Source organism: Candidatus Xiphinematobacter sp. Idaho Grape, assembly GCF_001318295.1.
GTDB lineage: Bacteria > Verrucomicrobiota > Verrucomicrobiia > Chthoniobacterales > Xiphinematobacteraceae > Xiphinematobacter.
Genome location: NZ_CP012665.1, coordinates 367784 through 392325, shown reverse-complemented (window position 1 = coordinate 392325; position 24542 = coordinate 367784). Strand labels below are relative to the sequence as shown.

Sequence of the window (24542 nt, the reverse complement as noted above, 5' to 3'; positions counted from 1 at the left end):
AAAACGCGCCCTCTTCATCACGGATGAGATAGACCCAAGGATTTCTTACGAAGGCGAAGAGATCTTGGGGTTACTTCCACGTATTCATCAGGACCAATGAATTCGAGAGCCCGTTCCAGGTCCATTTTTATTGGGGGATCAAGCCGGAGACCTCTCCCTTCGCCTTGACTTCGCATGTTAGTCAAGTGTTTTACCTTACAAGGGTTGACTGTAATGTCATCGGGTCTGGAGTGCTCTCCTACTATCATACCAATGTAAATGTCCTCTTGTGGTCCAATAAAGAGTCTTCCACGTTCTTGAATGTTGCTAAGCGCGTAGCCGGTAGAGATCCCAGCTTCCATAGAGATGAGCGCCCCGCCGCTTCTTTGGATAGGGATCTCTCCCTTGTGGGAGCTGTACTCCTTAAAAAGGTGAGTTATCACGCCACGTCCTCTGGTAAGGGAAACGAGCTCTGTTTTAAGGCCAATCAGTCCCCGAGTCGGGAGTACAGCTTCAATGCAAACAGAATTGGGATGATGCTGCATTTTAACAACTTCGGCCTTCCGGCGAGAAAAAGATCTAAGAATACCTCCAAGACTTTCCAAGGGGATGTCTACATGGACAGTCTCAAATGGCTCGAGTAGGTTGTCCGCAGACTTTTGGTAGACGGCTTCTGGTCTTGAAAGTATCAGCTCGTAACCCTCCCGACGCATTTGTTCAGCCAACACGGCAACCTGCATCTCTCCTCTGGCCTGAATTTCAAAGTGTCCAGCCATCCCTGTGTCTAACATTTTTAGGGAGACATTTACGCGAGTTTCGCGTACGAGCCGCTCATGGATATGCCTGGCAGTGAGAAATTTACCTTCCCTACCTGCCATAGGGGAATCGTTAACGCTGATTCGCATGCTGATGGTAAGAGGGTCAATATCTACAAAAGCTAAAGCACAGCCGTCCTCTAACTCAGTAATAGTTTCCCCAATACGGACATCTTCAAAACCTGCAAGGCCTACAATGTGACCCTCCAGAGCCTCCTGGATTTGCATTCTTTCCAGACCTTTGTATTCAAAGAGAGCAGTGACATTCCCTTGTAGGCAGCGCCCATCCCGACAAAGACGAAACACGGGCTTCCCTACACGGATTTTACCACTAGCCACACGCCCGTAAGCAACCCTACCTAGGTAGTCGCTGTGACCTAAACTAGCAACCAAGAACTGGAAATAGCTTCTGGCTGAAGGATGAGGGGGTGGGATATATCGAACGATTGCCTCAAAGAGAGGTCCCATATCAGTGGAGGAGTGGTCTAATTCTCTTTTGGCAAATCCTATTTTGGCGCTCGTATATACGTGAGGAAAATCCAGCTGTTCGTCAGTTACATCAAGTTCCAAAAACAACTCGAAAACCATATCTAACACCTTATGAGGACGCGCATTTTCCCGGTCAACCTTGTTTATGACGACAATGGGCTTTAGGTTGTGGGTAAGCGCCTTACGAAGCACGAACCTTGTCTGAGCCTGTGGGCCATCGTGGGCATCCACTACTAGAAGGACACCGTCTACTGTTTGCATAACACGCTCTACCTCTCCACCGAAGTCAGCATGGCCTGGAGTATCCACGATATTGATAAGGAAATTTTTCCAGCGAAGGGCAGCATTTTTGGAACAAATTGTGATCCCCTTCTCCCTTTCAATCTCCATAAAATCCATAACCCGTTTGTCCATTTTCTGATTAGGACGAAAGGTACCTGATTGCAGAAGGAGCTGGTCAATCAAAGTGGTCTTACCGTGATCGACATGGGCAATAATCGCAACGTTCCGGATGTCTTCCATATACCTAAGAATGCCGCCCACTGTGGGCCTAGGAAATCGAACTGTCAACGAAAGACAGGCAACAAGAAGCCGGGCCTTCAGTCTATCTTGGGAATGCAATTACAAGCGACCCAATTTCTGTTCCACACACTTTTCCTAAGGAAATGAAATAACCACCATAACCATCAGTTTCTCCGCGTACCCTTCTCGCTCTAGGAGAACTAGCTAGCCCCCCTAGCGTTTTTGCCAAGCCAGTACGCCTACAAGTTTTTTTCCACACCATAGTAGACCACACTCGCTACATTTCCGGGAGGGGAAAGGGAAAGTTACATGCAACGACAGCCTAAGTGGCGTACCTTCTTAGCGGCAATCCTTTTCTTTCAACGAGGTGAGAAGTTCGGAAAATCCAACACAGCTTCATCTCTCCCTTCAGGATATGAAGCCAACCAGGCCAAGATAGATGGAAAAATCTAGGTGAAACAATTTGTGGGAGTAAAAGGTAAGGCTCTGTTGCTCTGGTTGGTACGTACTTCCTACAGCAGTTGGTCCGTTTAGACAAACCTCCTCCTGAGCCAGAATTAGGGACAACTCTCCCATTCTATTACCTCCTATCAACTTATGTCTGCTCATGAGAGGACTCGAACCTCCAAGGGTTTTCCCATACGGTCCTGAACCGTACGCGTCTGCCAATTCCGCCACATGAGCAATGTATAACCCGACTCCAGCGACAATCCTGTTTATTCCCTCGGCTATTTATCTATTTATAAATGCAGATTAGTGGTAAGCTTCCGCTATCCTTCTGCTTTGTAAGCTCTGCCAACTTTTCTTAAAAAGACACACTAAGGTACACAATCTTCTGCCATCTCTTTGCAACTGGGACGTCCTTTCCTGAAAGCTTACCTGACCAAGAGGAGGGCCTCCATCGTCCCAAAAACCCGCCGGGAGTCTCCTAAAAAGATAATTTGATGGCAAGAAAATTTCTGGTGACCCTTTCCTGAAAGATTTTGCTGAAACAGCTTCAATGAACGGTGTTGGCGGCCTGGAGAGACCCTGTCAATAAAGGGTGTAATGCTAACTAGGAAGCTAGAACCAGCCGATGAGTTTTCAGAGGAACCTGAACTGCTGGAGGTCTGCCATCGGAAAATACATCGGATAATTCTTCTGGATGCATACTTCCAATGTCGTGGGTGGAATGGAAGTAGATCTCTGAAAGTTTCAAAGTTATTGGCGTGCGGGGATGGCATTTCTTCAGGATCTCTCGAGTTTCTCACGGTGCTTTTCGAAAGGCCTTACCGTAAGTTGTGAAGCTTTATCCCTATAAAGAGACACAGCCAAGGTGCAGTCCTGGTAGTTGTGCTTTAGGCATAAAGCATCAAAACTCCATGAGGTACTAGAAATCTTCTGGGAAGAGCTGCTAAACGATTCACAACTGACCGGAGTTTTAGATGCTGACAAAACAGCTAGGAAAGAGGATTACAAATGGATTCCCGTTACACCTAGAAGGGACTCTTCTGATGTGTTTTGTGCCCAGAGGAGATTTCAGTTTGAATCTGTTTTTCCATTAGAAATTGGGGTATCCGCCACAGAAAGTTCTCCCCTGTTTAGAGTTTGGTTACTTTGATTTTCTGGAGAGAAAAAGATCTGATCTAGGCTGAAACGCAGCTCTTCTTAAAGAATTACGTCAGTCTGGTGGGTTTCTTTCTCCCTCTCCAAAGGCGAGGCTTCAGCTTGTAGGTGAATTGTCTCTGATGCCTTCATTCCCAGCTGAGCAATGATCTACGTAAGGTGGTTAATTGCTGGTGTGGCTATTCCTTGCTGTCTGTTGACCCCTAAAGGAAACATGTGCTCCTTGCTGACTTGGGTATTTAAGCAGAGGGGGGCCCACAGCGGTCATGGGTTATATAAGCTGACCTGGCGTGCTGTCTGCTGTCTTCTCTCAAAGCGCGATTTGAGCGTTATATCGTATCAGATGATGTGCAAATCATGGATATCTCCGATACCGGCATGCTCTTTCACATTTTTGGAAAATCCGCCTCTCATGCTTTCCATGGGCAGAGTAACGTCTTGGCTTCTCGTTTAGGTTTCCCTGGTATCGACCGACCAATGTGGGTCCCCTCAACTCAAATCGGCGTCTCCCACTAGAGTCTCACGCAGTCCGGCTAGACCGCAACAGAGCTCTCCGAGCCATTCTAGCACAAGGAATACCAGTATAGGGAAGTGAAATTTCTGATAAACGTTTCCTGCAGAGGCGGGCCTAGACCCAGTTTGCAATAGATTTTTTCAAGGGATGCGCTATGTTAGGGGGGTAATCTCCATGACGTAGCATAGGGCGTGTCAACCAGCTTCTTGTAGGTTTTGTCTCTGAAGGTTTTGGGACTGTTTTGCCTCCTGGCTCAAAAATACTTGATCCAAATTCCAATCAATGTGTGGTTACCTTAACCCCCGTTGCTCTTCATTTCGAGTTAGGCATGGTTGTAGCATTGAGTTATCTGAAAAGCGGGATCGCTCTTCTTTTCCGATAAAGCGGACTTTCTTCTTGCTTCCCATTTGGGGAGTATGCAGAGGGTATCCCTGAGAAGGCAGGAGTTTCCCTTTCTGGGTAACCTATAGCTGAACTATAGCTGAACTAAAGGCTGTATTGACTTTCTCGGATGACTCTTTCTTATCTTATAGCCGTCACTAGAGTGATCTGCTTCTTTTGGTTCTCCCTTCACAAAAAGGGACGAGACATTCCTTAGCTACTTGTTGTAGCATCATACATGGTCCGGGAGGGTGGGGTGCGTTCTCGGACGCAGCAAATAGAAAATTATGGGAGAGAATCTGGTAGGTTAGAAGCGGGCTGGGTTGTGTCAATAGCACCTCGGGCGCTTTTCTATTTGGGTAGGTACCGAAGTGGTTAAACGGGGCGGACTGTAAATCCGCTGGCTTACGCCTTCGCTGGTTCGAATCCAGCCCTGCCCAATAGTTGAAGAGTAAGACTCTGATGCTCGGGGAGGGACTCGAACCCACACGGATTGTTACTCCACCAGATCCTAAGTCTGGCGCGTCTGCCAATTCCGCCACCCGAGCAATAGAAAGGCAACCGGTAGGCCCAACTTGGGAGCACAAAGCCAATTTGTAGACTCCTGGAAAAGCCGATTCATGTGAAATTTCTCCGAGGAGGGAACCGCACGCTGTCCGGCAAACCACAGTGCCAACTCTATAGTAAGCTAAACGAATAGCATAGAAGGAAGTAGTTGTTACTTTTTCTTTAAAAAAAAGAAGTAGCCGCCTCGGACATCTGCAACCAGCCTATCACCCTCACGAATTTTCCCATCCAAAATCTCGAGGCTCAACGGATCAAGCAACTTATGCTGGATGACACGCTTGAGAGGCCTTGCTCCGTAGAGCGGGCTGTAGCCTTCATGAGCGAGAAAAGCACGCCCAGCAAGGGTTAAATCTAAAGAAATTTTCTGTTGCTCCATTCTCCTAGAGAGGCAAGCGATTTGAATGTCTACAATTCTCTCGATGTCAGCGTTGGAAAGTCGATTAAAGATAATGATTTCATCCACTCGATTAAGGAATTCCGGACGGAAATATTTGAATAAAGCTTCCATGATGCAGCGATTGCGTTCTTCTTCTGGTAGGTCGTCCATGACAAACTGGCTGCCGATGTTGCTTGTCATAATAATGACGGCATTTTTGAAATCCACAGTATGGCCCTGCCCATCCGTGATGCGACCATCATCCAATACTTGAAGAAGAATGCTGAATACGTCACGATGAGCCTTCTCGATTTCATCAAAGAGAACGACGGAGTACGGTCTTCGACGTACAGCTTCACTAAGCTGTCCGCCTTCTTCGTATCCTACGTATCCTGGTGGGGCACCAATAAGACGGGAAACACTATGCTTTTCTATGTACTCAGTCATGTCTAGACGCACCATTGTATTCTCATCGTCAAATAAAAGTTCAGCAAGAGCTTTGCTAAGTTCGGTCTTCCCAACTCCGGTTGGTCCAAGGAAAAGTAGAGAGCCAACAGGTCGCTTTTCATCTTGTAAGCCTGCCCGCGCACGCCGGATGGCATTGGAAACTGCAACAATGGCCGTCTTTTGCCCAACAATTCGCTGTGTAAGACGTTCTTCTATTTTAAGGAGTTTTTGCTTTTCAGTTTCCTGCAATCTGGAGACCGGAATACCTGTCCACGCAGCAACAATTTCCGCTATATCATCTTCAGTAACTTCCTCCTTAAGAAGAGTGGGGGAGGAACCTTGTTTCTCGGTCAGCTCCCCAAGTTGACGTTGTAGTTTCGGGAGGAGACCATACTGAATTTCACTGGCACGCTCGAGGTTATTCTGACGTTGTCTAACTTCAAGCTCCCCACGTAGCTTGTCGATCTCTTCAGCCAATCCCTGAGTCTTCCTAATCTCTTCTCTCTCCTTTTTCCAGCGGGATTTAAGCTGAAATGCTATATCTTTCTTTCTAGAAAGCTCCTTTTCCAGCTTTGTGAGGCGTTCCTGGCTAACAATGTCTGTTTCTTTCTTCAAAGCTTGCTGTTCCATCTCCATCTGCATAATCTCCCGCTCAACTTGATCAATTTCGGTAGGCATGGAATCCAGCTCGATTTTGAGGCGAGAGGCTGCTTCATCAACAAGATCGACCGCTTTATCAGGGAGGAAACGGTCTGAAATGTAACGGTGAGCAAGAACAGCTGCTGCAATTAAAGCTGCATCCTGGATGCGTACCCCGTGGTGGACCTCATACTTCTCTTTTAATCCCCGGAGAATAGCTACGGTATCCTCAACACTAGGCTCATCGACTATAACTGGCTGGAATCTCCTCTCCAGAGCAGCGTCCTTTTCAATGTATTTTCGATATTCGTTTAGCGTCGTGGCGCCAATAGTATGGAGTTCCCCCCTAGCTAGTTGAGGCTTAAGGAGATTAGAAGCATCCACAGCACCTTCTGTAGCTCCAGCCCCGACAATAGTGTGGAGTTCATCAATAAAGAGAATCATTCCCCCTTCTCTAGTGGTCACTTCTTTTAGAAAAGCTTTTAGACGATCCTCAAATTCTCCACGAAACTTGGCACCAGCGATCATAGATCCCAAGTCCAATGCAATGATTTTTTTGTTCTTAAGTGCTTCTGGTACATCTCCACTGGCGATACGCCGTGCCAAACCTTCCACGATGGCGGTTTTCCCCACACCGGGCTCTCCAATGAGAACTGGGTTGTTCTTCGTACGGCGAGAAAGAACCTGCATGGTACGGCGAATTTCCTCGTCTCGTCCAATGACGGGATCGATTCTACCACGACTGGCGAGCGCAGTAAGATCACGCCCATACTTTTCTAGGATCTGATATTTATCCTCTGGGCTTTGATCTATAACTCTCTGGGAACCACGCGTACTTGCCAACACTCCCATTATCTTTTGGCGGTCTACACCTTCTGCTCTCAGCAAGTGCCCGCTTTGTGATTCACCATTAATCAGCGCGAGAATGAAGTGCTCAGCGCTTAGGAACGCGTCCTGAAGTTTTTCCATTTCCTCCTCAGCAACTTGCATGGTCTTGCGCAGCTGATCACCTATGTGTGGGCCAACTCCACCGTAAACACTTGGCAGGGTTTTAAGCTTCCTCTCCAGTTGTTGCTCAAGGTTACCGGGATAAACACCCAATTTTTCTAGGAGTAGAGTAGCAACCCCATTTTTTTGTCTTAGAAGACTAAGAAGGAGGTGTTCCGGAGTAAGCTGCTGGTGGTCAAACGTAGAAGCAATACTAAGAGCGCTGTTAAAGGCTTCTTGCATTTTAATGGTGTATTTGTCTGGGTGCATAGTGGTTATGAGAAAGCTATCAGGGTGACATGTGCTACTTGAGTCTAATTTTCATGCGCAAGAAAGTGGGGACGTCAATGTCTTCACCCTCTACTAGGGTAGGCTCAGTTTTCTCAAACCTTCCATGAGTTGTTAAGTTAAACGGAAACTGTTTCCGTCCTGACTTCATTGAATGTTTACATGCTTCCTTGTTTGGCCGGAATTCTAATGTGCCAGCTTTGGAAGAGGAAAATGCCTGCGTTTGTGTAGAGGAAAATTTTCCTTCTGGGTAGGTATCTTTCGAAGTAGTGGCCAGAGTAGTACAACTTAAAGTGGCTACCTCCTGAGACATAAAGGGAGTAACTGGTGGCACAGCGGTGTCAGAAGGAAAGGGTCTACCTTTGGGTAGAAGTATAGAATGAGTACCACGGCACGTTCCTAACAAGGATACCGTAACAGGAACGGAGGATAGACCTGCGGCCTGTATTCCTAGTAAAATACGGGCAGAATCGTTACAGGATTTCGAAACTTTTTGAACGATAGTTTGTACTTCAGAAAGTAAAAGATTAGAAGGACCATCAATGTAGACCAAAAGACGTTCTACATCAGTAAGGAGACGCCCATGATCCATAAAGGGATTTTCCAAAGCGTAGGAAAGGGCGTCATGAGCCCGGTTACTTCCCTCGGCTGCTCCAAAACCAAAGAGAGAGATACTATCATTGTTCGGGCGAAGAACAACTGCAAGATCTCCTAGGGTAGTTTGCATAGGACCTGTGCCAAAAATGAGCCTTGCAATTGTGGTACAGGCTTGTACAAGAAAGCCCCTGGATTGGGAGAATGTTTCTCCGATATTTGCTCTCGACTGTGTGACCTCTGACATACGGTTGTTCTCAAAAACCAGGATTGCATCAGTAGAGGAGCGGACTTTTTCAAGGGCATCCATTGCTTGTCGCGTGCGTCTTGTGCCTTCAAAATCGAATGGTAGGGTGAGAAGTGCCACAGTAAGTGCGCCATGGGCGCGTACTGTCTCCAACAAAACGGGTACTACACCCGAACCAGTTCCACCTCCCAACCCAGCGCATACGATGATCATGGTTGTGCTCTCTCCAACGGCTTGAAAGGCGGCTTGTGATTCTATGGCTGCTTCCCTCCCCAATTCTGGATTACTACCAGTTCCCAAACCGTGGGTTGTCTTTGTGCCAATAGGGATCTTGGAATCTGCCATTGAATAAGCCAATGATTGAAAATCAGTGTTGATCGCAACAGTCTCCCATTGGGCAGCACGCCCAGTAGTAAATCGATCTACAAGATCGATACCAGCGTTTCCTATCCCCACGATCTTTACTTTTATTCCCTCTCCGCTATACGCTTCCGAAGCTTTTTGGATCTCCAACATGCAACAAAAATTACGTGCAGAAAAAAGAGCTCAGCAAGCCTTTAAAGGGGAGGGTACCCACAGTGTTCCTAACACGATCCACCGAAGACTGCCAGGTTGTTCCTAGGCCAGTGTTCGTCGTTTCCCAAAAAGCATCCCTACTCTGCGGCCAAGCCTTTGAAGCAAAGTTGGTTGTGGAAGACCAGTTTGGATAGTGTGAACATACTTGAGTAGGCCGATTACTGTCGAGAGTCGTGGATTTTCAAAAGCGGAGACGTGATCTGCTGTATTAGCATGGGTAAGGTATACAGGTATTTCAAAAACTTCTTCAGCAAGACTCTTTATCCCTTGCAGGAGGCTGCATCCCCCACTGAGAATGATACCTGCGCCAAGCATATGGAGGGAGCATTCATTCTGTACTCTCTTTTTAAGAATTTCAAAAAGCTCTCTAACACGGACATGGATAATGGTATTTAGTACGTGCCGTTCTACCTCACATCCAGGAAACCCAGAGCTGCTTTTTAAGAGTACAGTATCCCCAGGGAGGGCAGCTTCCAAGGAAGTGGAACCAACCTCTACCTTAAGCTCTTCTGCCTTCTGAATGGGAATATGGAGTCCCATAGAAATATCACTAGTAACATGGTCGCCGCCAATAGCTAATACCCCACTGTGGCGGACAACACCATTAACATAAAGGATATAGTCCGTCACACCACCACCTATATCTACGACAAGAGCTCCCAATTCTTTTTGCTGAGGAGCCAAAACAGTTTGGGCAGATGCTAAGGCACTCAGGACAATGTTCTCTACCTCAACGGCAGCTTCACGGATACACCGGACAGTGTTTTGCAAACGAGTAGTAACGCCGTGAACAATATGAAAATCAGCTTCTAGGCACGTTCCAACCATGCCAACGGGATCGAGAATGCCATCCTTCCCATCCACATAGTAGTGCTGGATAATTGCGTGAAGGAAATCATGTTGTGGAGGTAAACATATTTCCTTAGCATTCGTCTCCACGTCGGAAAGGTCCTCTAAATCGATTTCTGCCCTATTTTCTGGAATCCTAATAGCTCCACGGCTGTTAAAGCTAACAATATGGCTCCCAGTAACTGCCGCCCAAACACTATCAATTTCTACATCACTTTTTTCTTCTGCATCTGCTAGTGCCTCATGAACACACCTGACTGCTGTGGGAAAATCCACGATCTCTCCTTTGCGAACACCCTTGGATGGTATTTTCCCCACGCTGAGGAGTCGCACTCCATCGTTCCCGCATCCCTCGGCAACAACGGTGCATACTTTACTAGTACCGATTTCTATTCCAACAAGAACTTGGTTTTTTCCCATCTGGTTTCGTTCTAACGAGTAGAAGAGGAAAACATGATTATTCTCTCTATTCTGTTGGAAAAAAAGGATACTTGCCTGATTTTCCGAAAAATCGTACGGGGGTATTCCGGTGGACAAAAAGGTTAACACTTGCAATTCGCCTTCCAGAGTGTTCACAGACCTTCATGAGCTCTTGCAGTCGATCTAATTGTGCTTCGAAGTCTTGAGTTGAAAAAGTAATGGCTTCATCAGATTCTCCCAGTGCTCGGATGCAATACCCCGCTGATAGATCTAAAAGGCGAAGCGAAATAGGAGGATTGCGCCGCGCCGCGGCCAGGCGTAGCAAATCAAGGGCGTGGAGCAAATCCTCCGCTACTAACGGGTCCCCAGAAGCTAAAAGTTCCTGGTTTACCCCCTGGATAATGGGCAGAGAAAGATATCTGGGAAGGACACGAGTCGGCTCATAAAAAGTGCCTGCTGCTTCTAAGAGAAGTGAGCCGACAGGGACGTGGCGAGGCATTCTCTTTTGATCTTCCACCTCAGAAACCAACCATGCCACAGGCTCCCTGACCCGAATCGAAATCCGCAGCGTGTCCGGCAATACACGTCTGAGAATTACATTTCGTATCTGCCCAATGGCAAGCAGTTTCTTACGCGCACTTTCCAGGTCGACGGAGAAGATGTTATCTCCAAAATGGAACCCTGTGGAAGCAAATATTTCCTCATCTGAGAAAACATTCTCGGAATCAACATGGACGTGGCAAATACTATAGCAGGGGTTTGTGTAGAAAAATTTAGTAAGCAGTCTGCTAGTCCCGGCCCAGCCCCCAATTAGCAAAGACGTGAAAAAGAGGAATTTCCAAATAGTGTTAAAAATCCAAGCTACACGACGCCTGCGACTGGTCTCCCGGCACACCCGTACCTTCAATAGAGTAGATCTCTGGCGCGCACGGGAGGGAGACGAAAAAAGCAGAGGCTTCACGCTTTTTTCCACTTTTGCAGGGAAATTACAGCTATGATCTCACAGAGTAAGGATAAATCGATCCCAATTGCTGCGGCTGCCCGTGGCATAAGGCTAAAGGGTGTCATGCCAGGGATAGTGTTGACTTCCAAGACATTCAATCTTCCTTCCTCGCTAAGAAGAATGTCTACACGGGAGCAAAGTTGTAATCCAAGCGCTTGATGGGCTGCTAGAGCTGTATCCATAGTTGCTGCGGTATGATCACTGCTGAGGCGTGCTGGTGCGAAATACTCAGATCTCCCAGACACATATTTGTTTTCGTAGCTGTATACTCCATTTGTGGATACAATCTCAACTATTGGAAGCACCGTGTTCGCAACAACGCTCACAGTAAGCTCCCTACCTAAAAAAAAGGACTCTAGCAGGACCTTGTCGCCGTATTTCAGGACATTTTCCATAGCTAAGGGTATTTGTTGCCGGTTATGCACTACATGTACGCCGATCGAAGACCCTTGGCAGGGGGGCTTAAGTACAAAGGGTGGTGCAAAGGAAGGCTGTTCTCCAGAAGACAGTACCTCAAAGGGAGACGTAGGGATTCCAGCTCTAACAAACCGTCTTTTAGCAAGGATTTTGTCGAATGCCAGCCGGCAGCCTGCAGCTCCATCTCCAGTAAACGGAACTCCTCTTTCCTCAAGGAGATCCTGTAAGCAACCGTCCTCCCCAAATGTTCCATGAATCGTATTAAAAACAAGATCTGTGCCCTTAGGTAAGTCTAGGTCTTTGGTGACATCGATCTCGGTAACATAGTACTGTCGCGAGCGCAAAGCATCTGCTACCGAGGCACCCGATTGCAGAGAGATTGCCCGCTCTTTTCCAGGACCGCCCTTGAGAACAACAAAATGCATCCCTTTCAGGGAAGAGCGGTCTACTTGTAAAAGGCGTTGGTAATTTCTCATGCGGACCTAGAGGTTTTCTCCAACGATTTGGACTTCTGTCTGGAGTTCAATTCCCCTTTCCCGCTTAGCGATAGTACGGATTTCCTTAATAAGGGTCAGAATTTCTCCTGCAGAAGCAGAGCCATCATTGACAATAAAGTTACCATGGATTTCGGAAATGCGTGCTTTGCCGATAGAAAAGTTTTTAAGTCCTAATTCCTCAATAAGTTTCCCTGCAGGTACTTCTCTAGGATTCTTAAAGATACAACCAGCACTAGCTGCAATGGGCTGAGATTGGTGCCTCTTTCTTTTTGACTCTCTCAGCCGGTGATCAATCTCTTTTGGAGAAGAAGCATAACCTTGTAGGGTTGCAGAAAGAACGTAATGACAAGCGAAGTCGGGGGTGTTGCGGTAGTGGACGTTAAGTTCTGGAGGGGTCTTGATCAAGATGTTCCCCTTTTGATCACAGCATCTAACGCAAACGACTTGGTCAAAAAGCTGTACTTCCATGGCACCTGCATTCATTCGAAGTCCTCCTCCTAAACTCCCAGGAATACCTTCCATCCACTCAAACCCCCCAATGCCAAAGCGATAGGCCATACAGCTTATCTGCTTAAAACGCACTCCGGCACCTGCTACGATGCTGTGGCCATTTGGTTGACTCTGGAGGAATTGCCCATGTCCAAGATGGACTACCACGCCGGGAATACCCCCATCCCTCACCAGGAGATTAGAACCTCTCCCAATCACCGTAAGCGGGATATTCTCAGTGGAGCAAAGCCGCACGAGGTCTATGAATCCCTCTTCTGTCTGGGGTTCTACCCAGAATTGGGCGGGACCTCCTACACGAAGAGTAGTGTGTTTACTCATAGGTTCGTAAAGACGAATGGAACCTGGTCCCATGGCCGTAAGCAAACGTTTACGCATTGTCAAATCTTTGGCTAAACGATTACTAGCTTCATAAATATCTCCAGCGCCAAGGCTTATAACGAGATCTCTTTCCAGAAGATTTCTCCCTACTTGCTGATGGATAGTAGCTATGGAGGAATGGGATTGAACACGAGGATGTCCTGCTTTCTGTAGAGCCTCCACAATGGTTTGGCTGGAGATGCCAGGAATTGGCTCTTCCCCGGCAGGATAGATGTCTGTCACCAGTACATAGTCAGCTCCATAAAACGCTGTGCCAAACTGTCTATATAACGCCTGTGTACGAGAGTAACGGTGTGGCTGAAACATAACGATTATCCTCTGAAATCCGAATGACCGGGCAGTGGAAAGTGTAGCCTGGATCTCCGTTGGATGATGTCCATAGTCATCTACTATTATTTGTAGGCTATCTTGAAACTTAATTTCGAAGCGGCGTTTTGCGCCGCGAAAGGATCGGAGGGCTGCTGCAATAAGATCGAAAGGCACTCCTAACTCCATGGCGAGTGCAGTTACGGCAAGCGCGTTGAGAGCGTTATGTCGTCCAGGAACATTTAGCTGTATGTTGCCAAGAAAGCTTTTACGGTGATAAATAGCAAGTTGGGTAAGGATCCCGCCATTTCTGCTGCTCGAAAAAAGCTCCATCCAGTAGTCACAAGAGGCGTTGGTACCATAACAAACAGTTCTTGGGTGAGACGTACAGACGCGCCTTGCGCCGGCGTCATCTGCACAATAGAATGTCCAACCGGAGGTTTGGGCTATCAAACGGGAAAAGACGTCGTCAATAGCGTCCTGATCTTGATAAAAGTCAAGATGCTCTGGCTCGACATTAAGTACAAGAGCGTGTTCTGGAAAGTAGGTAGTAAGACTGCCGTCGCTTTCATCTCCCTCTACAACAAAATATTCACTCTCAGAGTCCCATCGTGCGTTTGCCCCAAGAATGGGGATGTCTGCCCCCACATAATGGCAAGGTTTCAGTCCACCTAGGCGAAGGACATGTGCAGCCATGGCCGTAGTGGTAGTTTTCCCATGCATACCACAAACTAGAATGCCTCTCTTGTACGTCATGATTGCTGCCAGTATATCTGCCCTTCTTGCTATAGGAATGCCCAAACGAATAGCTTCATCTAATGCTACGTTGCCAGGTTTGACTGCAGAGGATTGTGCTACAAGGTCTACTCCACGAACATGTTCTGCGCGGTGAGGAGTTTCAAATACCAATCCCAACTGAGTTAGCTGTCGGATTTCGAGTGTGTCCACCTTATCAGATCCACTGACACGGTGGCCCAATGCCAGGAGCAGGACTGCTAACGCACTCATGCCGGACCCAGCGACTCCGATAAGATGGATGCGAAGAGGTACATCCACGAGGAGAAGAGAGGCTAAGTAGCTTGTGGTAATCATTTCCCAATTTTTTCGATTGTATCGACAATCCGTTGAGTAGAATTGTGAGGAAATACTTTTCTTGCGTGTTGGGCCATACACTGTCTACGGTATTCATCGTTCAGTAGGTTTACGATGAGCCTAGTAAGGGTTTCTGGGGTGGCATCCGACTCTAGAAGCATTTCTGCAGCGGTTGCACGGACGAAGACGGCAGCATTACCCTCTTGGTGGTTGTCCCTCGCAAAGGGATAAGGGATAAGTATGCTGGCAAGGCCGAAGTAGGAAATTTCGCTTAGGGTGGAAGCACCTGCCCTAGAAATAACGAGATCGGCGCAGGAGAAGGCCTGTTCCATATTGTGGTGGAAGCCAGCCACGTAGGCTGGAATGTTTTCCTGCAAGTAGTTGGAGGCAATTGGGTAGTCGTCTCGCTTTCCAGTAAAGTGGATAATCTGGAGGCGCATGTTACGCAAAAGTGGAGCCGCATGAAAGAGAAGTTGATTGATACTAGAAGCTCCCTGGCTACCACCGACTACTAAGAGTGTTTTCCGTAAAGGGTCCAGCTGGAGGTTAGTGAGAGCCTGTTCTCTGGGGATAGGTCTAGTGAGAGCTGTGCGTATGGGGATACCTGTCACCGTGCACTCCACTCTTGGAAAGTGGGCTCTACACTCTGAAAATCCTAATAGTACATGGGAAGTAAGTTTTGAACCTAATCGATTGGCTCGTCCAGGAACGGAGTTAGACTCATGGACACAAGACGGAATCCCAGCTGCTTTGGCAGCGATAACCAAAGTTGCAGAGGTGCCCCCACCCATGCTCAAAACCACTCTGGGCTGGTAACGGCTAAGTATCCTACGGCACTTCGCAAGACCTTTCCAGGTAAGCCGCAAAAAATGGATGAGTGCTGGAGAAAGAGTAGAAGGAAGACTAATCGAAGGTAGTTTTTCAAAGGAAAATTCCGAATGTGCCTGCAATGCAACGGAATCGATTTCCTTCTCCGAAATTAGCAAAAGGATCTCATGATGACGCTCACTTAAAGCTTTGGCAACAGCGAGGCCTGGAAATAGGTGGCCACCTGATCCTCCACATGCAATCGCAATTTTCATCAAGGACCTATTTAGTTTTTACAGGCATGCGAAGTAACTAGAAGGCACGGGGACATGGAAGAAAGAGGGTAGCCCATACGGTAGATATTCAGCAAAATGCCCACCATAGAGAGACAAATAGCCATATTTGAGCCGCCGTAACTAATAAACGGCAGGGGCATTCCCTTATTAGGCAACAGGGAAATAGAAACACCTATGTTGATCATTGCTTGAAGGGTAATGAGTACAGTTAGTCCAAACCCAAGAAGGATACCAAAGTAATCCCTAGCGTTAAAAGAAATCAGCGCCCCGCACAGGAAGATAAGGAGGTAGCAAAGGACAATTGTAAGTGTTGCAATGAGGCCAATCTCTTCCCCAATCATAGCGAAGATAAAATCTGTGTGAGCATATGGGAGATAAGAATACTTTTGCCGACCCTCTCCTAATCCTAACCCTGTAATTCCCCCAGAACCAAAGGCAATTAGAGCCTGCCACTGCTGTAGCCCCTCCTCTAAGCGATATTGTTCAGGATGCAAAAACGCTGTTAGACGACCTGCACGTTCGTGGATATGAACAGCGACATAGAGAACTACTCCTAATCCGATGATAGTGAGTGGAACCAACCGGTAAAGGCTAATCCCAGCCGCAAACATGATGAGAAACGCTGTACCGAGAATAAGTACCGTAGTTCCCAAATCTACCTCGTTGGCAATCAGTGCCGTGGGAATGCCTGCAATGACTACTGGAAAAAGGAAACCCACAAGTAAATCGTCAGAACGACACCTGAATTTGGAGAACCACCAGGCCAAAAAAATCGCTACCGCTAATTTACCGATTTCGCTAGGCTGGAAGGTCACAATCCGCAGGCTGACCCACCGCCACGAGCCATTGATCTTTATCCCAACCGGCGGGACGAAACATAGTACCAATAGGAGCGTTCCTCCAACTAGCCAGATCCACCATGTTTTTTCCCACCAGTGGTAATCTATTAGAGAGGCTATTACACAAAGTACTATCCCAATCACCAACCATAGGAGTTGCCGCTTAACAAAATAGTACATATCTCCGTGGCTCTCCTTGGCAAAGGCACTGGTGCTAAATAATACAATGATCCCTAGCACCAATAACACTGCAACCGCAGTAAGCAGGATGTATGCACCGCGTTTGTAGAGGAAGTTCATGACAGAAGCAAGGAGAGGCGTTAAGTACTCTTTTCACGGTGGCACTTTTAGTTTTGTGCCAACTTGGAGTTTATAGGGTCTTGGCATGTCTAAGTAACTAAAACCCTGCCTCTAATCTTCTTTTGAGGGTATGCAGTAAGTGAAGATAGAGGCAACCCTTTGCTTTTTGGCTGGTCCCTCCATATCTGTCCTCCTAGTGGGATTCCGAAAGTGTTCAGCGTTGGGGAAGATGTTGGAAAGGGCAGCGGTAATCTACAGTGGTGTATTGAGTTTAGTGTCTTGCTAGCAGCAGTAGGAAATAGGACATTGGCGGAAGTCGATAAAGTATCGACCGGAAGATTAGCTTTCCGTCTATCTCCATCCTCTGCTGGATAGGAAAACGGGATGCGTAAAATCGATTGCAATTGCTCTTGGCTACGTTCCCCTTGCGCCTCCTTCAGGAGGCGCAAGATATGAGAAGGTCACATCATGAGAGGTTACCGAGAGTTTTAGTGTTTTCTTAGCCCTCATAAAATAGTTAAAGAGGCAAATCCCGATAACCAGGATAAGGTGAAGAACAAGTATGACAAAAAAAATGTGCGCAAGTCTTAAGTTATTTTCTTCCGTTCCGTACAAGCTTCTCTTATCTGAGTCAGATGTCGCTGGACGTAAGGAGTTGGCTTTCTTTTTAAGAAAATGAGCAGATGGGCGACGTGGCTGCAAACGGACGGGTACTCTCGGGTTCATCACACGTGACAACGAATTGGTTGCCCTGGTAGGGCGTAAACAAGCTTCTTGAAATGTCTTCCGCGTTCTTCATAGCTAGAGAACATATCAGTGGAGGAGGTTCCAGGAGAAAACAGAACGATATCACCTGGAGCAGAGAGTCTTGCCGCTAAGCAGACAGCATCTTCTAGTGTTTCTGAGATTTTAGAAGGCGTGGCTTGCCAGGAAATTGCGATTCGGTGGCGCATTTCTCCAATGAGTATGGCTATTTTCACTCTCTCCCTTACCAAGGGAGCAAGGAAATCAAACTCAAATCCTTTGTCTTTTCCTCCTGCAATAAGGACCAGGGGGGCAGTTTGGGATTGGATGGCCCTTTCTAAAGCAGCCAAATTTGTAGATTTGGAATCATTAATCCAGCAGGTACCATTCAGTCGGCAAACAAACTCACAACGGTGTTCAAGTGGTGAGTACAGGCAAGCTGCACGCGCCATATCTCCAAATGAGAGACCAAGGCAATAGCCCGTTGCTAGCGCAGCCATAAGATTTTCAGTGTTGTGGCTACCACGGAGGGGGGTATGACCCTGATCTAGTATGGGAGTGCCTCGGAAGAGAATCTGAGACTCTCTCTTAATGAAATCTGCTGTGAGATCCTCTGCACTGAAAGTGATCGACTTTGCTGCAAGATTAGGAAGTCTATCCCTGGCGTTTACTACAGCAAAATCCTCTGAAGTTTGGTTAAGAAAAATGCGAAGCTTAGCTTGACGATATTCTTCCATACTATGGTACCGGTCCAAATGGTTCCGACTGAGATTTAACCATACGGCAATGTGAGGATGGAAACTATGGATAGTCTCTAGTTGGAAGGAACTCACTTCTACTATTACGGCGTGTAGATCAGAGCGCGGTTGGGCGACAATTTCAGAAAATGGGGGTCCGATGTTCCCACAGGCGCGGGAGTGGGTCCCACAGCGATTAAGTAGGGTTTCTATCAGCTTGGCGGTAGTACTCTTCCCATTAGTTCCAGTAACGGCAATGACAGGAACTTGGCATTTCCTAAAAGCTAACTCAATCTCACTGATAATGGGAATTTGCTTACGTAGAATATTTTGTGCAATCGGACTTGCTAGCTTAATACCTGGACTAAGCACACAAAGGTCGTAGGAAGCAGGATCGACGTCTGCCTCTGCTCCGATAATAAAGGCCATTCCCTTTTTGGGGAGTGTCTGAATGCGGGTACGTATCGACGTGCAAGCAGAGCTATCGAGGCTAGTAACTAACCAGCCATGAGTATGCAGAAGCCTTGCAGCCGCTTCTCCACTGCATCCTATTCCCAAGATAGCCGCTTTTTTCCTCATCAAAAGCGGTGTCACCGCAACCTTAAAGTGGCCAGACCGAGTAGAGAAAAAAGGACTGACATTATCCAAAATCGGACAATAACAGTACTTTCCTTCCAGCCACTGAGCTCAAAGTGGTGATGTAGGGGAGACATTTTAATGAGGCGTCTTCCAGTAAGTCTAAAACTTGCTACCTGAAGAATGACTGACAACGCCTCTATAACAAAGGTTCCGCCGATAATGGTAAGAAGAAGCTCTTGCTTGCAGCAGATGGCAGTTATTCCAAGAAACCCTCCCATGGCGAGGGAGCCCGTATCCCCCATAAACACGCGAGCAGGATGACAGTTCCACCAGAGAAATCCAAGGCAGGAGCCAAACAAAGCCATGCAAAGCACGCTTAACTCTCTGGAATAAAGGACAAACGGAACTTGTAAGTAGGAAGCAATTTTGAAATCTCCAGCAACGTAGGACAGAATCCCATAGGAGGCCGCCACGACGGCCGTGCAGCCAGCAGCCAACCCATCCAATCCATCTGTAAGGTTTACGGCATTAGAAGCTCCTACAATAACTAGTGGATAGATGCAAAAGGCAAACCATCCAAGATGGAGGATAGTTGGGCTCCCAGAAGAGAAGGGGATATAAAGCTGTTGGAAAAGCGCATTTGACTGAGGATTAAGAAACAAAAAGAGGACCACAGCCGCGGCGAGTAAACATTGTAGTCCGAACTTGAAACGGCTGCTAATACCGCTAGAAGAGCACCGGACGACCTTCAGATAATCGTCCACAAGTCCTAAAAGACCTAGATAAGCTATAGAAAGAATGGCTAACCACACAAAGGGATTTGGAAGACGAGCCCATAGTAAAGAGGAGATAATGGTGGTACCTAGTGGAAGAAGTCCTCCCATTGTAGGAGTGCCTCTCTTTTCTCTGTGTAGTTCAAACAACTTGCGAGTTTCCCCTCGGGTACGGATAGGTTGACCAAGCCCAAGGGAAACAAGTTGGCGAACAACAAGATTTCCGAAAACCAGGGATAGGAGAAAAGCCGTGACGGAGGCACCAACAGCACGAAAAGTAATGTCCTGAAAGACGTTAAGCTTCTTAAGAAGACTCCACTCGATCCCATGGATCTTCGCCCACTCACTCATTTCAAAGAAATAGTAGAGCATAGACTGCATTAATATTGCTCAATGACGCGACTCATGCGTGCTGAATTACTGCCCTTGATCAGGACCAAGTCTCCAGGATTTGTTATGCTGTTGAGAAGCTGTGCTGCGGCAGGAGTATCCGGAATATGATAGACGTTTCGCATCCCTCTTTTTGTCGCCTCCTCGATAAGTGGGAAAGTTTCTTCTCCAACTGCTACTAGGGTATCTACAAGGGAGACTGCTGCCGCTTGGGCTACCTTCTGATATCCCCTTTTTGCATAGGCTCCTAATTCATCCATTTTTCCAAGGATGGCAAGACGGTGTCCCTTACATGGAATTTCAGAGAGAGTGTTAAGAGCGGTCATCACCGAATCTGGGTTGGCGTTATAGCTATCGTCTAGGAATTGAACCTTACGCTTGGCCTTCAGTTGCGGATGGCAGTGCAATAGAGGAGTATGACTTAGCTCTGTTGCCCCCTCAGGAATAGAAATTCCCAATTCAAGGCCAACTGCTAGGGCAAATAAAGCGTCTTTTACTATGTGCCTTCCAGGAATACTTAACGTCACAGGAGCGCGTTGCCCAAAACCGTGTGCGATAAAACGAGTTCCATTGGAAAGGACCTCAATATTTGAAGCAGTAACTGCACCAGAGCCTAATCCGACAAAGAGAGTACGGATCAGTGAGGAAAAGGCCAGACTTTTAGAAAAATCGTCTTCTGCGGGAAGAACCAGTGTGCCATCCGGCGCAATCTGGCGAATCAGGTTCCCTTTCTCTGCTGCAATTGCTTCGCGTGAACCCATGTTTGCAATGTGGGCAACTCCGATATTGGTGATAATGCCGATCTGAGGGCGAGCTAGTTTGGCTAAAGGAAGGATTTCTCCGCGGTGATTCATACCAATTTCCCAAACTGCTACATTGTGAGCAGAAGATGTAGCAAGAATAGTAAGTGGTAGTCCGATGTGGTTGTTAAAGTTGCCTTGTGTGTAAGAAACAGAATATCGTCTTGCTAGAACTCTAGCAGTAAGTTCCTTGGTAGTCGTTTTACCATTACTCCCGGTGATACAAACCACTTTTGGCGTGATCTTGCCTCGCCAACTTTCGGCGAGATGCTGTAGCGCTACTAGTGAGTTCGGAACTAGAATAACAGCTAACTGGGAGTTGGTAGGTAGTGTGGAAAGGGACTCCACAATTGCAGCACTAGCGCCGTGTGCTTCCGCTTGAGCCAGAAACTGGTTTCCGTCAAAGCGAACACCACGCAATGCAATGTAGACATCGCCCGGTTGCAGTGTGCGAGTATCTCGAGAAAGTCGGCTGACGAGACACTGAGGGTTCCCCTGCAAAAGTACACCCCCGCACATCTCTGCAACTTCTCTGATGGTACAGATATCCATTTCAAAGCCCCACCGGTTTTTCCGCAATGGCACGCGCAGCCACCTCTACATCGTCAAAGGGCGTCGTCCGGCCAGAAAATTCTTGGGCTTTTTCATGGCCCTTTCCTGCAACAAGGACGACGTCACCCGCTTGCGCCAGGGAAACAGCACGGAAAATGGCGATTTCTCTGTCAGTGATGCATTCATAGTGCTTGTTAAAAAATCCCCCTCTGATCTCAGAGATAATGGCCTCTGGATCCTCCTCACGTGGGTTATCTGATGTCACAATGGTCCAGTCTGCTATATCGTTTGCAACACGAGCCATGAGTGGGCGCTTAGAACCGTCGCGATCTCCACCGCAGCCAAAGACGACAATAAGTCGTCGAGATGGATGGAGCATTCGTAAGGTCAGGAGAGCATTTTTCAGGGCATCAGCAGTATGAGCGTAATCAACGAACACTTGGAAACTACGCTTTGCAGGCACACGTTCTAACCTACCTGGTATCTGAGGCACAGATGCTAAAGCGGCCACCGCAGCACGAGGCTCTATACCCAGAGAGCTAGCAGCGGATAGCGCAGCAAGAGAATTGTGAACGTTAAACATACCAATCAGAGGAAGACGAACGAAATAGCTTCGGCCACGCGCTTCTAGTTGATATGTCGTACCGATGGTACCAGAACGTACACTTAAAGCACGAAAGTCTGCCCCTACACCTAGTCCATAACGAATAATGGGAACGTGCTGCTGTAACCGCTCTATTAGCAGACGTCCATAGCGATCGTTGCAGTTAATGATTGCTTTAGCACGCTTGGTTTGAGTAGGGAGGCGCTTGAAAAATTCGACCTTGGCATTGAAGTATGCCTCCATATTGCCATGAAAATCCAAGTGATCCTGAGTAAGATTGGTAAACACGAAAGTCTCAAATTCTACAGCGTGCAATCTATGAAGAGTGCTGGCATGACTAGAAGCTTCTAATGCACAGGCACGCAAGCCATAGTTACGCATACGAGCAAGCATTTCTTGTATATCTGGAGCCTCTGGGGTGGTTCGTCTAGCTTCTAGTGTGCCGCCTCCCGTGTCGTAAACGACGGTTCCAATAAGCCCACAGGGCAATCTAGCGCTCGAGCAAATATGCCGAATTAGGAAAGTAGTAGTGGTTTTGCCATTGGTACCTGTTACTCCAGCCACCTTAAGAGCAGAAGATGGGTTGGAATAGAACATGGAAGCAACCTCTGCTAGGGAGAGCCTAGGATTTTCTACACGAATTACTGGAACCTGCAACTTCAGTTGTTTGGAAGTCACAACGGCAACTGCTCCATTTTCTATGGCTTCTTGTGCAAATGAGGCACCATCCGATTTCTCGCCTTGTAGAGCAAAGAAAAGCATCCTAGGACTTGCTCGCCGTGAATCATAAGAAATCGAGGCAATTTGTGGGTCATAATTACCGGATATAGCTTGCACTTTTGTCGCAGAAAGGAGCCTACTTAGTTTCATCGTACTGAGTTAAGCTTACATGCCTCTTTTGGAAAGGCGGTGAATAAGGCAGTCTTTGATGAGGAGTGAGGTAAATCCATATAACGGGCCGTTCTTTCTGCGATGCGGGAAAAGATTGGAGCGGATATCAACCCCCCGTAAGCCATGCTGGGGGACACTCTGGCGTCATCCACTACGACTAAGCAAACAAATTGCGGATCCTCCCTGGGGAGGAAGCCAGCGAAGGAAGCGACGTAGCGTCCCTTGTGGTATCCTCCATTGTAATCCACCTTTTGAGCAGTTCCCGTTTTCCCAGCTACTTCAAATCCATCGACGCGTGCTTGCACCGCAGTTCCCTTCTGGCTCACGACTTCTGTTAGCGCATCCCGTACTGCTTTAGCCGCCTCCGGAGAGATTACTTGTCGAACAAAGTGAGGCGAGATGGTACTAAGTGGTTTTCCTTTTTCATCAAGAAGTGCCTTTACAATGTGCGGAGCCATAAGTTTTCCTCCATTGGCAATAGCACTCATGGCAACAGTGAGCTGAAGGGGAGTGACAGCCACCTCGTACCCTATAGGGACTCGGGTAATGCTTATCTTACTCCAATGATGCGGCTGGTGGATAATTCCACTACCTTCGCTAGGTAACTCAACGCCTGTTCTATCTCCGAACCCGAATTTTCGAATGTATTTGTACAGGCGCTGATTACCCAATAAAAACGCTAGCTTGGCTGCACCAATATTGGAAGACTTGACTAAAGTGTCGTGTACAGAAAGATACTCGTAGGCTTTATGGTCCTTGAGGACGGTCCCGCCGTAGTGGAATTCGCCGTTCTCGCAAAAAATGGTATTTTCCGGACGTAATAGTCTTTCGTTCAGCACTCCAGAGGTAGTGACGATCTTAAAGGTGGATCCTGGCTCTATCATATCCATAACAGCGTAGTTCCTTAGCTGATTGGGACCAGAAGCTCCTACGTTATTAGGATCAAACGTGGGACGATTGGTCATAGCCAAGATCTCACCAGTTTGAGGGCGTATCATGATGGAGCTGATGTATGCCGCTTTAAGCTCGTGATAAGCGGCATCTACCTCCTTTTCCATAATGGCCTGTAGGTTCATATCAATAGTGAGTTGGACATTAATTCCGTTGCGGGCTGGATATTCCTGCCCACGGTAAATCACAATTTCTCGTCCGGCACGGTCACGTTCAATGAGGCGAAACCCGTTTTTACCGTCTAGGTAGGCTGCCATAGAAGACTCCAAGCCTTGTACGCCTCGTCCACTATGATCCAAAAATCCCAGCACTTGGGAAAGCAGCTCGCCATTAGGGTAGATGCGCTGTAACTCTTGCTCAAAAGACAGACCACGTAGTGAAGTCTTTCGTAATTCCTTCATTAATGCCCTAGCTTGATCCTCGGGAAATTTTCTCTTGATTACCACATACTTACGTTCCGTTTTAAGCTTTGAGAGCAGTTCTTCAATAGGAATCGCAAGAAAAGGAGCGGCACACCTTGCCAGCGCATTTGCATCCTTGATTAAGGAGCCGTCTGCCACAACCGTTTTCAACGGGAGATTGGCAGCCAGAATCTCCTTGTTGGCATCGAGAATAAGTCCACGACGAGCATGGAGAATTTGGCGAATGGAATGTTTCTGTGCAGCTAAAGCCGTAAACTCGTGGTGCTTGGCAATCTGAATGTAGACTAGCTGGGCAGAGTATCCAGTGAGAATTAAGGAAAGCCCAACTCCTGCCCAAGTCATGCGAATCTGTACATTCC

The 24542-nt window shown here is 47.4% G+C and carries 14 protein-coding genes and 3 tRNA genes; 1 reads left to right on the top strand and 16 read right to left on the bottom strand.

Annotation, left to right across the window (positions count from 1 at the left end; all coding sequences use genetic code 11):
• Positions 1–17: 17 nt before the first annotated feature.
• Both typA and AMD24_RS01815 read right to left on the bottom strand, forming a co-directional pair.
• The gene (gene typA, locus AMD24_RS01825; RefSeq protein WP_062100414.1) at positions 18–1805 is read right to left on the bottom strand and encodes a translational GTPase TypA; all 1788 of its coding nucleotides are present in this window, start codon (positions 1803–1805) and stop codon (positions 18–20) included.
• A gap of 602 nt (positions 1806–2407) precedes the next feature.
• A tRNA-Leu gene (locus AMD24_RS01815) sits at positions 2408–2489 on the bottom strand.
• Positions 2490–4662: 2173 nt separating this feature from the next.
• On the opposite strand from AMD24_RS01815, the gene AMD24_RS01800 reads away from it, so the two are divergent.
• Positions 4663–4745, top strand: a tRNA-Tyr gene (locus AMD24_RS01800).
• Between the two features lie 23 nt (positions 4746–4768).
• Here AMD24_RS01800 and AMD24_RS01795 read toward each other — a convergent pair.
• From AMD24_RS01795 to AMD24_RS01725, 14 genes are all read right to left on the bottom strand, one after another.
• Positions 4769–4853: transfer RNA gene (locus AMD24_RS01795), tRNA-Leu, on the bottom strand.
• Between the two features lie 170 nt (positions 4854–5023).
• Positions 5024–7591, bottom strand: coding sequence for an ATP-dependent chaperone ClpB (gene clpB, locus AMD24_RS01790; protein WP_062100410.1), 2568 nt, complete (start codon positions 7589–7591; stop codon positions 5024–5026).
• A gap of 34 nt (positions 7592–7625) precedes the next feature.
• Positions 7626–8966: a cell division protein FtsZ gene (locus tag AMD24_RS01785; protein ID WP_062100409.1), complete on the bottom strand. Its 1341-nt coding sequence runs from the start codon at positions 8964–8966 to the stop codon at positions 7626–7628.
• Positions 8967–9068: 102 nt separating this feature from the next.
• The gene (gene ftsA, locus AMD24_RS01780; RefSeq protein WP_062100408.1) at positions 9069–10295 is read right to left on the bottom strand and encodes a cell division protein FtsA; all 1227 of its coding nucleotides are present in this window, start codon (positions 10293–10295) and stop codon (positions 9069–9071) included.
• A gap of 46 nt (positions 10296–10341) precedes the next feature.
• Positions 10342–11202: a cell division protein FtsQ/DivIB gene (locus tag AMD24_RS01775; RefSeq protein WP_158404341.1), complete on the bottom strand. Its 861-nt coding sequence runs from the start codon at positions 11200–11202 to the stop codon at positions 10342–10344.
• Positions 11203–11252: 50 nt separating this feature from the next.
• A complete protein-coding gene (locus AMD24_RS01770) occupies positions 11253–12191 on the bottom strand; it encodes a D-alanine--D-alanine ligase family protein (protein WP_082383002.1) in 939 nt (312 codons plus the stop codon).
• A 6-nt stretch (positions 12192–12197) separates the two neighbouring features.
• Complete coding sequence (gene murC, locus AMD24_RS01765; RefSeq protein ID WP_062100405.1) at positions 12198–14498, bottom strand: UDP-N-acetylmuramate--L-alanine ligase; 2301 nt, start codon at positions 14496–14498, stop codon at positions 12198–12200.
• Positions 14495–15580 carry an undecaprenyldiphospho-muramoylpentapeptide beta-N-acetylglucosaminyltransferase gene (murG, locus tag AMD24_RS01760; protein WP_062100404.1) on the bottom strand — a complete coding sequence of 362 codons (1086 nt, stop codon included), beginning with the start codon at positions 15578–15580 and terminating at the stop codon, positions 14495–14497. The genes murC and murG overlap by 4 nt, the downstream gene beginning before the upstream one ends.
• Before the next feature lie 11 nt (positions 15581–15591).
• On the bottom strand, positions 15592–16740 hold the full coding sequence (gene ftsW, locus AMD24_RS01755; RefSeq protein ID WP_062100403.1) for a putative lipid II flippase FtsW: 1149 nt from the start codon (positions 16738–16740) through the stop codon (positions 15592–15594).
• 725 nt (positions 16741–17465) lie between these two features.
• Positions 17466–18800 (bottom strand): UDP-N-acetylmuramoyl-L-alanine--D-glutamate ligase, encoded by a 1335-nt coding sequence (murD, locus tag AMD24_RS01745; RefSeq protein WP_148565171.1) that lies wholly within the window; start codon positions 18798–18800, stop codon positions 17466–17468.
• A gap of 11 nt (positions 18801–18811) precedes the next feature.
• The gene (gene mraY / locus AMD24_RS01740) at positions 18812–19924 is read right to left on the bottom strand and encodes a phospho-N-acetylmuramoyl-pentapeptide-transferase (protein ID WP_062100853.1); all 1113 of its coding nucleotides are present in this window, start codon (positions 19922–19924) and stop codon (positions 18812–18814) included.
• Between the two features lie 29 nt (positions 19925–19953).
• Positions 19954–21315 carry a UDP-N-acetylmuramoyl-tripeptide--D-alanyl-D-alanine ligase gene (locus AMD24_RS01735; RefSeq protein ID WP_062100400.1) on the bottom strand — a complete coding sequence of 454 codons (1362 nt, stop codon included), beginning with the start codon at positions 21313–21315 and terminating at the stop codon, positions 19954–19956.
• A 1-nt stretch (position 21316) separates the two neighbouring features.
• Positions 21317–22789 carry a UDP-N-acetylmuramoyl-L-alanyl-D-glutamate--2,6-diaminopimelate ligase gene (locus AMD24_RS01730; protein ID WP_062100399.1) on the bottom strand — a complete coding sequence of 491 codons (1473 nt, stop codon included), beginning with the start codon at positions 22787–22789 and terminating at the stop codon, positions 21317–21319.
• A complete protein-coding gene (locus AMD24_RS01725) occupies positions 22786–24525 on the bottom strand; it encodes a peptidoglycan D,D-transpeptidase FtsI family protein (protein ID WP_148565170.1) in 1740 nt (579 codons plus the stop codon). Before AMD24_RS01725 ends, AMD24_RS01730 begins: the two co-directional genes overlap by 4 nt.
• Positions 24526–24542 lie beyond the last annotated feature (17 nt).